Origin of the sequence: Barnesiella sp. WM24, from assembly GCF_004570975.1 — a bacterium.
Classification (GTDB): Bacteria; Bacteroidota; Bacteroidia; order Bacteroidales; family Muribaculaceae; genus Muribaculum.
On sequence record NZ_SPPC01000001.1, the window covers coordinates 314,844 to 328,807 of the forward strand.

The window sequence follows — 13,964 nt, forward strand, 5'->3', positions numbered from 1 at the left end:
GATGACAGCTGTAAGCAATTTCATCAAAAAGTTATCATAACTACCATTCAAACATGAAATTAGATACTTTTATAAACCGCCCGGTGCTATCGACGGTTATATCAATCTTCATTGTATTGCTGGGTATAATCGGACTTACGTCCCTTCCTATCACCCAGTATCCCGACCTTGCGCCACCTACCATACGTGTGTCAACGACTTACACGGGTGCCAACGCCCAGGCGGTGCTTAACTCAGTGATTGCTCCCCTTGAAGAGTCAATCAACGGTGCGGAAGGCATGACCTACATGGAGTCTACCGCAACCAACACCGGCTCAGCCGACATTACCGTCTACTTCAAGCAAGGCTTCAACGCCGACATGGCTGCTGTCGATGTACAGAACCGTGTCGCAAAGGCGTCCAACCTTCTTCCCGCAGAAGTAACGCAGGTCGGCGTGCAGACCCAGAAACGCCAGACCTCAATGCTCATGGGTGTCTCTCTATATTGCGACAATGGCGAATATGACGAGACATTCATCGACAACTATATGAAAATCAACGTCATTCCTCAGCTGCAGCGTGTCAACGGTGTAGGTGATGTGATGTCATTCGGTGCCGACTACTCGATGCGAGTGTGGCTGAAGCCCGATGTAATGGCTCAGTACAACCTCATGCCTTCCGACATCTCGGCTGCGCTACGCGAGCAGAATGTCGAGGCGGCTCCCGGTTCGTTCGGTGACCAGGGCGACCAGTCGTTCCAATACACAATCAAATACAAAGGACGTCTCAGCACTCCGGAAGAATTTGGCAACATCGTTGTAAGCGCCAATTCCAACGGACAGATTCTCTACCTTAAAGATGTAGCCGACATCGAACTCGGCAAGGTGACATACGGATTCAACAACGGTCTTAACAGCTATCCCGCCACCTCGGCGATGATATTCCAGACGGCAGGCTCTAACGCTACCCAGATTATCAAGGATTGCGAAAAGGAGATTGACCTTCTCTCCAAAGACCTTCCCAACGGATTGAAATTTGCAATCCCGATGAACAACAATGACTTCCTTGAGGCGTCAATCCACGAGGTAATCAAGACCCTCATCGAGGCATTCATCCTTGTGTTCTTCGTTACCTACATCTTCCTTCAGGACTTCCGCTCGACCATCATCCCGGCTATCGCCATCCCGGTTGCGCTCGTCGGCACATTCTTCATCATGAAGCTCATCGGCTTCTCTATCAACCTCATCACCCTTTCTGCACTTGTGCTTGCAATCGCGATTGTGGTCGATGACGCGATTGTGGTCGTCGAAGCGGTCCATGCCAAGCTTGACGTAGGCTACAAGAGTGCGCGCAAGGCATCAATCGACGCCATGAACGAGATAGGCGGAGCCATCATCTCGATTACCCTTGTCATGATGCTCGTGTTTATCCCCGTGTCATTCATGCCCGGCACATCAGGTGTATTCTACCAGCAGTTTGGTCTTACAATGGCTATAGCCATCGGTCTTTCAGCGCTTAACGCGCTTACCCTTTCACCGGCACTCTGCGCCGTGTTCCTGAAAGCCCACGACAGCGATTCATCATTGAAGGAGCGCATGGGCGAAGCATATTCCGAGGCTGCAAAGACCATGAAGAAGCGCTACTCTTCAGCATGGAAACTCAACCTCCACCCCCTTGTGACATTTGCTTTCCTTGCCGCCACAATCACCTTCATGGTGCTTGGATGGTATCAGCTTGAGGTAATCTGGAAACTTGTTGTCGCTTCTATCTGCGCGATAATAACCGTAATGGGTATTTTCAGCGACCGCTTTAAAGCCGGTTTTGAAAAGAGCTATGACTCTCTTCTAAAGTTCTATAACAAGCTTACCAAATTTTTCATCAACCATAAGATTACATCATTCGGTATCGTAGCCGCCTCAGTAGCAGTGCTTGTATGGCTCATGTCGGTGACTCCCACCACCCTCGTGCCCAATGAGGACACCGGTACACTATTTGTAATGCTTGACATGCCTCCCGGCACATCACAGGAACGCACTAACGCAGTGCTCGACAAAATGGACCAGGCGATACTCTCGATTCCCGGAGTGAAGTACACCCAGAAAATCATGGGCTACAGCTTCCTTGCCGGTCAGGGTAACACTTACGGTACATTCATCATCAAGCTGAATGACTGGGCCGACCGCGATGAAAGCCAGAGCAGTGACGCGATACTCGCCCAGATATATGGCGTGACATCCTCGATAAAGGACGGACGTATTGTCGCGTTTGCGCCCCCTATGATCAGCGGTTACTCGCTCACCAACGGTTTCGACCTGAAGATGCAGGATAAGACCGGCGGCTCGATTGATGACTTCTTCGGCATCGTACAGAACTTCCTGGGCGCGCTGATGCAGCAGCCGGAAGTACAGATGGCATACTCTACATTCAACCCTTCATTCCCGCAATATATGGTCGACATTGATGCGGCAAAGGCTAAGCAGGCAGGCATCAGCCCGTCGACCATATTGTCAACTCTTCAGGGTTATTATGGTGGTATGTATGTCTCCAACTTCAACCGTTTCGGTAAGATTTACCGTGTAATGATGCAGGCGTCGCCTGAATCACGTGTATCACCCGAGACACTCGCAAGCATAAAGATCAGAAACGGAGCAGAGATGGCGTCACTGTCCAACTTTGTCACCCTCAAGAAGGTCTACGGTCCTGACTTGCTCAACCGATTCAACATGTTTGCATCAATCTCCGTGACCGGACAGCCCGCGCCGGGCTACACCTCCGGCGACTGTCTTGCCGCCATCGAGCGCGTTGCAGCCCAGACACTCCCGCAGGGTTACGGTTATGAATATTCAGGTATGACCCGCGAGGAGGCAAGCACCTCAGGCAACGCGACAGCGATGATATTCGGTCTGTGTCTATTGTTTGTCTACCTCCTTCTTTCGGCACAGTATGAGAGCTACATCATCCCCTGGGCGGTTATTCTCTCTATTCCGTTCGGTCTTATGGGTTCATTCGTGTTTGCGACCATCGACGGAATCGCCAACAGCGTTTACCTACAGATTGCGCTGATCATGCTTATCGGTCTACTTGCAAAAAATGCCATCCTTATCGTAGAGTTTGCGCTTGAGCGCCGCCGCACAGGCATGTCGGTGGTCAACGCTGCGATACAAGGTGCGTCGGCACGTCTGCGACCGATTCTCATGACCTCTCTCGCACTTGTCATCGGTCTTCTGCCTATGATGTTTGCCCACGGAGTAGGCGCCAACGGTAACCGTGCGCTCGGAACGGGAGCCATCGGCGGTATGCTTATCGGTATGATTCTCCAGGTACTCATCGTGCCGGCTCTTTTTGTCGCCTTCCAGTATATCCAGGAGAAAATCTCACCGCTCAAATGGGAAGACACCGACAACAGTGGACTCCAGTCAGAGATTGAACAATACTCCCGCTAATCATAATCGAATATTCAAATCATGTCTATAAATAATATTTCACGCATAGCAATCCTTGCTGTAAGTGTGGGGGCTCTTTCGAGCTGCCACATTTACAACAAGTTTGACTTGCCCACCGACACCCCGGTAACAGCAGAATACGCCGAAGCACGCGACGCGTCAATTGACAGCGCAGCCTACGGCAACCTTCAGTGGCAGGACGTGTTCACCGACCCTTTCCTCGCCGAGCTTATTGACCGCGCCCTTGTCAACAACAAGGATCTCAACAATGCCAAATTAAACGTCGACATGGCACATGCCCAGCTCAAAGGCGCACGCCTGAGCTATCTGCCTTCGCTGACGTTCAACCCCAACGGTAGCGGAGCCTCTTACGACCACTCCACCATAAACTGGACCTACCAGATACCTATCGCGGTAAGCTGGGAAATAGACCTGTTTGGAAAGCTTCTCAACGCCGACCGCAAGGCGAAAGCCTCTTTACTGCAAAGCCAGGCCTACGAGCAGGCGGTGCGCTCTCAGATTATAGGAGGCGTGGCCAACTGCTACTATACCATCGCGATGCTTGAGAAGCAATTGCAAATAAGCCGTCAGACAGCCGAATACTGGGCTGAAAGCGTAGAGGTGATGAAAAACCTCAAGCTCGCCGGACGCGTCAACGAAAGCGCCGTAGTACAAAGCACAGCCAACTACTACAGCATCCTCGGCTCGATAACCGACCTTGAAGTGTCGCTCCACGAGGCAAACAACACAATGTCGCTCCTCATGAACGAGATGCCCCACTCATGGGACATTCCCGCCGACGCCACTTTCTCTACTCCCGAAATACTACGCGAGGGAATCCCGATGAAAGAACTTGCCTCCCGCCCCGATGTGCGCGCAGCCGAACAGAGCCTCGCAGCCGCCTACTATACCACCAACGAGGCCCGGGCGGCATTCTATCCAGGACTGACAATCTCTTCCAACGGCGGATTCACCAACCTTCTCGGGTCGTTCATCTCCAATCCCGGAAAATGGTTTATCCAGCTCGCCGGACAGTTGACCCAGCCGATATTTGCCCGCGGAAAGCTCATTGCCAATCTTGAGGCGACTAAAGCACAGCAGCAGCAGGCGATGAACAATTTCGAGTACACTCTCTTGAGCGCCTCAGCCGAAGTAAGCGACGCCCTGATGCTCTACACCAAGAGCCAGGAAAAAGCAGCATTTCTTGAAAAACAGGTGGAAAATCTTGAAAAATCTGTAGAATATACGGAAGAATTGTTATCTTTGAACGGTTCATCTACTTATCTGGAAGTGTTGACCGCACAGCAGAGCCTGCTCTCAGCCCAGATTTCACAAGTGGCATGCGAGAACGCTAAAGCACGCGCGGCAATCAATCTCTACCAGTCGCTGGGAGGTGGACGTTAATACCAGTCAAACTAAAACTATAACACAATGATCAGTCCGTTATCTTATGTCGACCCTGCTGCCAAAATAGGCAACAACGTCACAATCCACCCCTTCGCCTACATTGATGCCGATGTCGAAATCGGTGATGACTGCGAGATCATGCCCCATGTAAGCATAATCCGCGGCACAAAGATCGGCAGACACAACAAGATATATCAGGGCGCCATAATAGGCGCCGACCCGCAGGATTTCCGATGGAAAGGCGAGAAGACCTATTGCACCATCGGTGACAATAACATCATCCGCGAGTATGTGATTATAAACCGTGGCATCCGCAACAGCGGAGGGACTGTAATCGGCGACGACTGCTTTATCGCGGCAGAGACCCATATAGGTCACGACTGCCTCATAAAAGGCAAGACTGTGCTTGGCAACGGAGTCATGCTTGCAGGCGACTGCAAAGTGGGACAATGTACAATCATGTCATCCAACTCTATGCTCCACGAGCGCAGCGAAGTAGGCGACTGGGTACTCATAAAGGGAGGCTGCCGCATAATGGGCAATGTCCCGCCCTATATCGTGATAGCCCATAACCCCGCGTCATATTACGGAATCAACGCCGTGATAATGCGCAAACATGGCTTCACTGAAGACCAGATTGACGATGTTGCCAAAAGCTACCGCCACGTCTACCAGTGCGGGACATCCGTGTTCAATGCCCTGCGCCGCATAGAGGCCGACGTGACCAAGAGCGACATCCGCGACAATATCGTGGACTTCATCCGCAACCACGAGATGAAAATCGTAGCCATTCCCAAAGAATTAGAGTAATTAATTTACAATAATTTATCTTAACCTGCCGTCTTGCCGTGACCTCATCATGGCAAGACGGCTTGTTTTATTGCCTCAGATGATTTATCTTTGTAAAAGAGTACTCAACTGTTTTCTCAATTTACTGAAATGGATTCCAACCGAAAGCTGCTTCTGATAATCAACCCCGTCTCAGGCATCGGCAGCAAGGATGCTATAGAGACACTTGTCCACAATCGACTTGAGCCGCTTGGCTACAAGATATCCACCGCCTACACGTGTGCGCGCGGTGACGCCACAAGACTTGCCGGAAAAGCCGTAGACGAAGGTTTCTATGGTGTAATCGCTGTAGGAGGCGACGGAACGGTCAACGAAAGCGCAAGGGCGCTATGTGACACCGAGACAGCACTCGGCATTATCCCCTGCGGCTCCGGCAACGGACTTGCACGGCATCTCGGCATCCCGCTTGACCCCTACCTCGCAGCCGACATAATAGCCGAAGACAACATAGTAAAAAGCGACTACGGCTCAGTCAACGGACGCCACTTCTTCTGCACGTTTGGAGTAGGGTTTGACGCGGCAGTAAGCAGCAATTTCGCGCGTCAGCGCCGAAGAGGAAGGCTCACCTATCTTAAAAGCGCCATCACCGAATATATCAAATATCATCCGCAGGTCTACACCGTAAGCGCCAACGGCAAGGTGCTTACCGAAAAAGCGTTTCTCATAGCGTGCTGCAACGCATCGCAATATGGCAACAACGCCTACATCGCGCCCCATGCAAGCCTCACCGACGGACTTCTCGACATCACCATAATCCACGCCGGAACCCCTTTTGACGAGGCAATGGCAGGAGTCGACCTGTTCACAGGATATATAAACTCAAACACTCTCATACACACATTCCGCGCACCCGCCGCAGTGATATACCGCCAGGAAGAAGGACCGGCTCATCTTGACGGCGAACCATTCAACATGGAGGACACGATGGACATTAAGTGTCACCACAACTCACTGAAGATTTTCGCTCCGACAAGGGAAATAAAATTCCGCCCAATCATCACGCCCTTAGAGAATATGATAAGGGAGCTTTCGACAAGCATGACGCGTGTTTTAGGAAGAAAATAGCCCAGTAACCGTGTTTAATAACATACGATAAGTTTTATACACCCGTTTTCAAAATATTTTTCATCATTTTTTTTGCAACACAAAAAAAAATCAGTAAAATTGTAGCTGTATATATATTTCTACAAATCAAAAACACTAACATACCATACCAATGAGTTATCTTAAATTTGATAAAAACCTCATGATTAACCTTGAACAGTCTCTATCCAAAGAGATGCTCAGGACCAATCAGGCAGGCGCTTACCATTGCTCATCAATCGTAGGGTGCAACACGAGAAAGCAACACGGACTTCTCGTGATTCCTATTCCCGAAATGGACAACAAGTCATTTGTCATGCTGTCTTCGCTTGATGAGACCGTGATTCAACACGGCGCCCCGTTCAACCTCGGACTTCACCGCTATTCCGGAGGTGTATACAGCCCTAACGGACACAAATACATTCGTGAATATGACTGCGAGAGCGTTCCCCGCACCACTTACCGTGTCGGCGGCGTTATCCTGACCAAGGAGATGGTCTTTATATCGCAGGAAAACCGAATCCTGATACGTTATACGCTCGTTGACGCCCACTCGGCCACCACACTGCAGTTCCGACCGTTTCTTGCGTTCCGCGAGTCCAATCAGCTGGTAGTGCAGAATGACCGCCTCAATCAGAATTACGACGAGATTAAAAACGGAGTCTCATTCCGCCTTTACGACGGCTTCCCCACCCTTTACATGCAGTTCAGCCATAAACCGACATGGGTACAGAACCCCAACTGGTATAACGGCATCGAATATGTAAAAGACCTTGAACGCGGCATCCCCTACACCGAAGACCTCTGGGTGCCCGGATATTTCGAGATTCCGATTAAAAAAGGCGAGTCAATAATCTTCTCGGCAGGAGTCGAAGAAATGTCGCCAAGATCGATGGCAAAGCTCTATGAGACAGAAGTGGCAAGCCGCACAAGCCGCACAAGCTTCTATAACTGCCTTAAAAACGCGGCAAAACAATTCTACATCAAAGACCAAGACGGAGAATTTATAATATCAGGCTATCCCTGGGGACAAATAAGGGCACGAGACACATTTATCGCACTTCCCGGCACCACTCTCGCCATAAACCACAACGAAGACTTCCACGATATAATGGCAACCGCCTCGAAGGCTCTTGACAACTATATCGAAAACGAACTTCTTGACACGCGTATCCACGGCATAGACCTGCCCGATGTCCCGTTATGGGCGATATGGAGCATACAGCAATATGCAAAGAATCTCGGATTTGACGCGGCGCGCGACCGCTACATGCCGATGATTGCAAAGATACTCAACTGGATTATCGCCGGCGGACACCCCAATCTTCAGGTCGAGACAAGCGGACTTGTAGGCACTACAGGCACTAACACCCCGGTATCATGGATGAACGTCACCTCCAACGGCTGGCCTTTGATTCCCCGCTCCGGACTGCTCGTCGAGTTCAACGCGCTCTGGTACAACGCCCTCATGTTTGCCTACAATCTTGCTGAAGGCAACGAGACCTATGCCAAGGACCGCGAGACATGGCTCACGATTGCCGAGCAGGCTAAACCGGCATTTGTCGAGACGTTCCTCAACGATTACGGTTATCTCTATGACTACGTGAACGGACATCACGCCGACCTTGCCGTGCGCCCCAACATGGCTATTGCAATCGGACTTGATTACTCCCCGCTCGACCGACGCCAGCGCAAAGGAGTGCTTGACGTAGTGACACGAGAGCTGCTCACCCCCAAAGGACTGCGCACCCTCTCACCGAAGAGCTATGGCTACCAGCCCTTCTACGTAGGGTCGCCTGAAGAACGAGAGCGCGCCTATCACAACGGACCGGCACGTCCCTGGCTTATGGGCATGTATGCCGATGCCTACATCAAAGTGTTCGGCATCAGCGGTGTCAGCTATATCGACCGTATGCTGATAGGCTTTGAGGATGAGATGAGCCAGAATTGCATAGGCACAATCTCGCAGCTCTATGACGGCAATCCTCCGTTTACCGGACGTGGAGCGATTTCCCAGGCAACAAATGTCGCCGAAGTGCTCCGCACATTACGTAATCTTAAAAAATTAAACGTGTAAATCATTACCATGAAAGCGTTAATGTTCGGGTGGGAATTCCCGCCCCATATCCTCGGCGGACTCGGCACCGCCAGCTACGGTCTCACAAAAGGCATGTGGGAATGTGGCGACATGGACATCACTTTTGTGATTCCAAAGCCGTTTGGAGATGAAGACAAGAGTTTCGCCAAAATAATCGGAGCCTCACAGGTCCCGGTAGGATGGCGCGACGTAAGCCGCGAATATGTGGAGAGCCGCATCGGCAATGTCATGAGCCCTGACGAATACTTCCGTCTGCGCGACCACATCTATGCCGATTTCAATTATATGCGCCTCAACGACCTTGGCTGCATCGAGTTTTCGGGACGCTACCCCGACAACCTGCTTGAAGAAATCAACAACTACTCTATCTGTGCAGGAGTGATTGCACGCACCGAAGAATTTGACGTGATACACTCCCACGACTGGCTCACCTACCCTGCCGGCATACACGCAAAGCAGGTCACGGGAAAGCCGCTGGTAATTCATGTCCATGCCACTGACTTCGACCGCTCTCGAGGCAATGTAAACCCGACGGTCTACAATATCGAACGCGACGGAATGCTCCACGCCGACCATATCATCACCGTCAGCAACCTTACACGCAACACAGTGATTGACAAATATGGCATCGACCCGGCAAAAGTCACCACAGTACACAATGCCGTGACCCCGCTGAGCGAGGAGCTGCTTAACGTCGACCCGCCCCGTTCAAAAGAGAAAGTAGTGACATTTCTCGGACGTATAACCATGCAGAAAGGGCCCGAATACTTTGTCGAGGCGGCGGCACGCGTGCTGAAAAACAATCACAACGTAAGATTTGTGATGGCAGGAAGCGGCGACATGATGGAGAAGATGATCACGCTCGCTGCCGAACGCGGCATCGCTGACCGATTCCACTTCCCCGGATTCCAGAAAGGCAAGCAGGTATATGAGATGCTGAAGGCAAGCGACGTGTATGTAATGCCCTCCGTTTCAGAACCGTTTGGCATATCTCCGCTTGAAGCGATGCAGATGGGGGTTCCATCGATAATCTCCAAGCAGAGCGGATGTGCCGAAATCCTCACCAACGTAATCAAGACCGACTACTGGGACATCGATGCAATGGCCGACGCCATCTATTCCATCGTGACCTATCCCGCCATGTACACCCAGCTACAGGAAGACGGGCTGAATGAAGTCAACCAGATTACATGGGACAAGGCAGGAGCAAAAGTCATCGACATATACAACAAAGTGCTCCATAGAAATTAATCAAACTCGAAAAACTAACTATCAAAATAAACCAAGCTCATGAAAGCTATTTGTTTTTATTTCCAGATTCATCAACCGTTCCGCCTCAAAAGATACCGCTTTTTTGATATAGGCAACGACCACTACTACTACGATGACTTTGCAAATGACGATATAATTACCCGCATCGCACATCGAAGCTATATACCCGCCGCAGAAACCCTGCTACGCATGATTGAAAACTCCGACGGAAAATTCCGCTGCGCGCTGTCAATAACCGGAACAGCGCTCGAACAGTGTGAGCAATACGTCCCCGAGTTTATCGACATCCTCAAGAAACTCGCCGATACAGGAAAAGTGGAATTCCTTGCCGAGACTTACGCCCACTCGCTCTCTTCTCTTATTGACCCGGAAGAGTTTGCATCGCAGGTACGCGTTCATGATGAAAAGATTTATGAGCTTTTCGGACAGCACCCCAAGGTATTGCGCAACACCGAGCTTATCTACTGCGACGAGATGGCTCCCATGATTTACGACATGGGCTACAAGGGCTGCATCACCGAAGGAGCAAAACACATACTTGGATGGAAATCGCCCAATTACGTTTATTCGGCGGCATCATGCCCCAAGCTCAAGCTGCTTCTTAAAAACGACAAGCTCAGCGACGACATCTCTTTCCGATTCAGCAACCACGACTGGGATTCTTATCCGCTGACAGCCGACAAGTATATGGACTGGATTGCATCGACTCCCGCCGAGGAGCAGGTAATCAACCTGTTCATGAGTCTTGACACTTTCGGCGAACTTCAGCCGAGAGAGAGCGGAATATTCCAGTTCCTGGAAGCGATACCCCGCTTCGCCGCCGAACGCGGAATTGACTTCTGGACCCCCTCGGAGGTAGTGGCAAAGTGCAAGGCGGTAGACACTCTCAGCGTGCTTCACCCCATCTCGTGGGCCGACGAGGCAAGAGACACCTCGGCATGGCTCGGAAACAAGTTGCAGAATGAAGCGTTCAACAAGCTTTATTCGGTAGCAGAGCGTGTGCGCCTTTGCTCTGACAGGCGCTTGAAGCAGGACTGGTCCTATCTTCAGGGCTCCGACCATTTCTTCTACATGTCGACCAAGCATATGAATGACGGTGCAGTGCATGCAATGTTCAGCCCCTACGAGACCCCATTCCAGGCATTCACCAATTACATGAACGTGCTTGCCGACTTCATCGTGCGTGTCGAAGAGCAGTATCCGCTTTCTATCGAAAACGAAGAGCTCAACGCCCTCCTGACCACAATCCGCAACCAGGCTACCGAAATCGAGGTCCTGAACAAGGAAGTGGCATCAATGCGCAACAACCTCGAGCACTACAACGAGGAGCATGCAAAGCGCGAGGCTCTTGCTGAAGGCTCTGCCGAGAAGGCAGAAGAAGCCAAAGCTCCGAAAGCCAAAAAGACTACAAAGAAGGCCGCTGCAAAGAAGGCTCCGGCAAAAAAGAAAGCTGAATAAAAAATATCCTATCATGAAACAACAGGACAAACGGAATCCAACAATTCCGCTTGTCCTGTGTTTCTTAATTACACAATAAAAACATATAAAAACGTATTACCATGCTTAGTCCTAAAGTACAAGACGCTCTCAACGAGCAAATCAATGCCGAGTTCTGGTCGGCTTATCTCTACCTGTCAATGGCATGCAATTTTGATGCCGACGGAAAGCCCGGAATAGCCAACTGGTTTCGCATTCAGTTTCAGGAAGAACAGGCCCACGCCCAGATTTTCATGAATTACGTGAATGCAAGAGGAGGCAGAGTAGTCCTGAAGCCCATCGATGAAGTACCGGTCACCTGGGAAAAGCCTATTGACGCCTTTGAGGCGACTCTCGCCCATGAGCAGAAAGTTACGGCTCTTATCAACAATCTTTACTCAATCGCAGAAGCAGAAAAAGACTATCCCACCTGCGACCGCCTGAACTGGTTTGTCAACGAGCAGGTCGAAGAAGAAGAGAGCGCCCAGGAACTTATCAACAAATTCCGCATGATCGGAGATAACGGCATGGGGCTTTACATGCTTGACCAGGAACTCGCCGCACGCGTATACAACGTGCCTTCACCCCTTGCGGCAAAATAAAATCCCCCGGGACAATGCAAAAATAAAGCGCGGGCACTCACTATGGTGTCCGCGCTTTTTATTGAGCGATAAGTGGGGCAAAGACTACGATTCTTCGCTATCCCGATTCTTGGCTTTAGATTTTGACTTCGATGACGATGACTCAAGGTCCTTCTCCTCAGCGAGGTCTATTTCATTTTTATCGCTGTCCACCACCTTATACTGAAGGTAGGCAAGCGACTGGTCAGGTAAAATCTTAAACTTGCCGCCAAGCTCGACGCGCCATTTCCTGTAAAGCGACAGCAGACCCTTTTTAAGATATGCGTCAACAAAGGGATGGACATACATTATGAAGCCCGTGACTTTAAGATTATTAATTAGATAGTCCAGTTTTTCGTGCAGAGTATCGGTAAAGAGTAGCGAGGGCTGCACCTCTCCTTTCCCGAAGCATGACGGACACTTTTCCGCTATGACCACATCAAGCGCCGGACGCACTCTCTGACGTGTTATCTGCATCAGTCCGAATTTACTTAGCGGCAATATATTGTGACGCGCACGGTCATTAGCCATGACTTCCTTCATGTGTTCATACAAGGTCTGTCTATGTTCCGCCTTGTTCATGTCGATGAAGTCAATCACAATTATACCACCCATGTCACGCAGACGCAATTGGCGTGCGATTTCGTCGGCCGCACGGAGATTCACTTCAAGGGCGTTGCTTTCCTGGTCGGCAGAGGCTTTGGAGCGATTGCCGGAGTTCACGTCAATCACATGAAGCGCCTCGGTATGCTCGATTATAATATAAGCACCCGACTTGAAAGATACGGTCTTGCCAAATGAAGACTTTATCTGCCGCGTAATGTTGAAATGGTCAAAAATCGGTTCATCCTTTGAGTACAGCTTTACGATGTCGTGACATTCGGGAGCAATCAGGTCGACATACTTCGATATCTGATTAAATGTCTCCGCGTCATTCACATATATGCTTTCAAAAGAAGGACTGAACACGTCACGCAACATGCTCACAATACGGCTTTCCTCCTCAAATATGAGAGAGGGCACAGTAGAGTGCTGCGCTTTCAACACAGTGTCTTCCCAGCATTTCAGCAACGTCTTCAGCTCATGATTGAGCTCTGCGACACGCTTGCCTTCAGCCGAGGTACGCACAATTACTCCGAAGTTCTTAGGTCTGATACTGTCGACGAGCTGACGCAGACGCAGCTTCTCCTCGGTTGTCTTGATTTTCTGCGACACGGAAATTTTGTCAGAAAAAGGAATAAGGACAAGAAAACGTCCCGTAAATGTAATTTCCGTAGTCAGTCGCGGACCCTTTGTAGAGATGGGTTCCTTGGCTATCTGCACCATCAACGTCATGTCCTTCTCCAGGACATCGGCAATAGAGCCCTGCTTGTTGATGTCGGGCAGCAGTTTCATTTTTGACAGCGAGGGCACACGCTTGGGATCATCGAGAGCCTGCTTTACAAACTGGTAATAGGTAGAGAATTGGGAACCAAGATCCAGGTAATGAAGAAAAGCGTCTTTCTCGTAGCCTACGTCAACGAAAGCGGCATTTAATCCGGGCATGAGCTTCTTGACTCTCGCCAGATAAATGTCACCGACAGCGTAGGAAATATTCCTCGACTCCTTCTGAAGCGAAACGAGACGGGAATCTTCCGCCAAGGCTATCGACACCTCGGAGGGTTGGACATCTACAATGAGTTCACTTTTCATTTGGTCTTTTTCTTTTATATACGCAGAGAACAAACTTGACTTCAT

9 protein-coding genes are annotated in these 13,964 nt (G+C 50.3%); 8 read left to right on the top strand and 1 reads right to left on the bottom strand.

The window, feature by feature from the left end:
- The first annotated feature begins 53 nt into the window (after positions 1 to 53).
- The 8 genes from E4T81_RS01405 (at position 54) to E4T81_RS01440 (ending at position 12,209) form a co-directional block, all read left to right on the top strand.
- Entirely contained in the window at positions 54 to 3,422 is a 3,369-nt protein-coding gene (locus tag E4T81_RS01405) for an efflux RND transporter permease subunit (protein WP_135040764.1), read from the top strand.
- Between the two features lie 21 nt (positions 3,423 to 3,443).
- Positions 3,444 to 4,826, top strand: coding sequence for a TolC family protein (locus E4T81_RS01410; RefSeq protein WP_245206974.1), 1,383 nt, complete (start codon positions 3,444 to 3,446; stop codon positions 4,824 to 4,826).
- A gap of 27 nt (positions 4,827 to 4,853) precedes the next feature.
- On the top strand, positions 4,854 to 5,639 hold the full coding sequence (gene lpxA / locus E4T81_RS01415; RefSeq protein WP_135040765.1) for an acyl-ACP--UDP-N-acetylglucosamine O-acyltransferase: 786 nt from the start codon (positions 4,854 to 4,856) through the stop codon (positions 5,637 to 5,639).
- 129 nt (positions 5,640 to 5,768) lie between these two features.
- Entirely contained in the window at positions 5,769 to 6,743 is a 975-nt protein-coding gene (locus E4T81_RS01420; RefSeq protein ID WP_135040766.1) for a diacylglycerol kinase family protein, read from the top strand.
- A gap of 151 nt (positions 6,744 to 6,894) precedes the next feature.
- Entirely contained in the window at positions 6,895 to 8,838 is a 1,944-nt protein-coding gene (locus E4T81_RS01425; RefSeq protein ID WP_135040767.1) for a glycogen debranching enzyme N-terminal domain-containing protein, read from the top strand.
- A 9-nt stretch (positions 8,839 to 8,847) separates the two neighbouring features.
- The gene (locus E4T81_RS01430; RefSeq protein ID WP_135040768.1) at positions 8,848 to 10,110 is read left to right on the top strand and encodes a glycosyltransferase family 4 protein; all 1,263 of its coding nucleotides are present in this window, start codon (positions 8,848 to 8,850) and stop codon (positions 10,108 to 10,110) included.
- 39 nt (positions 10,111 to 10,149) lie between these two features.
- Positions 10,150 to 11,589, top strand: a complete 1,440-nt coding sequence (locus E4T81_RS01435) for a glycoside hydrolase family 57 protein (RefSeq protein WP_135040769.1) — start codon at positions 10,150 to 10,152, stop codon at positions 11,587 to 11,589.
- Positions 11,590 to 11,690: 101 nt separating this feature from the next.
- Complete coding sequence (locus E4T81_RS01440; protein WP_135040770.1) at positions 11,691 to 12,209, top strand: ferritin; 519 nt, start codon at positions 11,691 to 11,693, stop codon at positions 12,207 to 12,209.
- An 84-nt stretch (positions 12,210 to 12,293) separates the two neighbouring features.
- Here E4T81_RS01440 and E4T81_RS01445 read toward each other — a convergent pair whose 3' ends face one another.
- The gene (locus tag E4T81_RS01445; RefSeq protein WP_135040771.1) at positions 12,294 to 13,919 is read right to left on the bottom strand and encodes an Rne/Rng family ribonuclease; all 1,626 of its coding nucleotides are present in this window, start codon (positions 13,917 to 13,919) and stop codon (positions 12,294 to 12,296) included.
- Between the last annotated feature and the right edge of the window lie 45 nt (positions 13,920 to 13,964).

Bases quoted from the DNA above. Each gene is read 5' to 3' on its own strand.
- E4T81_RS01405 (WP_135040764.1), top strand. From the start codon at position 54: ATGAAATTAGATACTTTTATAAACCGCCCGGTGCTATCGACGGTTATA.
- E4T81_RS01410 (WP_245206974.1), top strand. From the start codon at position 3,444: ATGTCTATAAATAATATTTCACGCATAGCAATCCTTGCTGTAAGTGTG.
- lpxA (WP_135040765.1), top strand. From the start codon at position 4,854: ATGATCAGTCCGTTATCTTATGTCGACCCTGCTGCCAAAATAGGCAAC.
- E4T81_RS01420 (WP_135040766.1), top strand. From the start codon at position 5,769: ATGGATTCCAACCGAAAGCTGCTTCTGATAATCAACCCCGTCTCAGGC.
- E4T81_RS01425 (WP_135040767.1), top strand. From the start codon at position 6,895: ATGAGTTATCTTAAATTTGATAAAAACCTCATGATTAACCTTGAACAG.
- E4T81_RS01430 (WP_135040768.1), top strand. From the start codon at position 8,848: ATGAAAGCGTTAATGTTCGGGTGGGAATTCCCGCCCCATATCCTCGGC.
- E4T81_RS01435 (WP_135040769.1), top strand. From the start codon at position 10,150: ATGAAAGCTATTTGTTTTTATTTCCAGATTCATCAACCGTTCCGCCTC.
- E4T81_RS01440 (WP_135040770.1), top strand. From the start codon at position 11,691: ATGCTTAGTCCTAAAGTACAAGACGCTCTCAACGAGCAAATCAATGCC.
- E4T81_RS01445 (WP_135040771.1), bottom strand. From the start codon at position 13,919: ATGAAAAGTGAACTCATTGTAGATGTCCAACCCTCCGAGGTGTCGATA.